This window comes from Parvimonas sp. M20, assembly GCF_035282425.1.
Taxonomy (GTDB): domain Bacteria; phylum Bacillota; class Clostridia; order Tissierellales; family Peptoniphilaceae; genus Parvimonas.
On record NZ_JAYKBQ010000136.1, the window covers coordinates 1 to 279 of the forward strand.

A 279-nucleotide genomic window follows, 5' to 3' on the forward strand; every position below is an offset into this window, starting at 1 on the left:
CCTTTTTTCAATGCTCTTTCAATATTATCATTTGGCATATTTTCTGCCTTAGCTTTTTCTATTGCAGTTTTTAAAGAAGGATTGTATTCAGGATCCGCGCCTCCTTCTTTAACTGCAACAATTATATAACGCGCAAGTTTTGTAAATATTTTTCCCCTTCTTGCATCTTCTTTTCCTTTTTTATGTTTAATCGTACTCCATTTATTATGTCCTGACATAATTACCTCCTAAATCCTTTTGCAAAATTTCTCTTGTGCTCCGAAATTTTCACCATTTTTT

The 279-nt window shown here is 32.3% G+C and carries 1 pseudogene; it reads right to left on the minus strand.

Going from position 1 to position 279, the window contains the following annotated elements:
• Positions 1-218, minus strand: a pseudogene (locus VJI93_RS08725) (YebC/PmpR family DNA-binding transcriptional regulator); the annotation flags it as partial.
• Positions 219-279 lie beyond the last annotated feature (61 nt).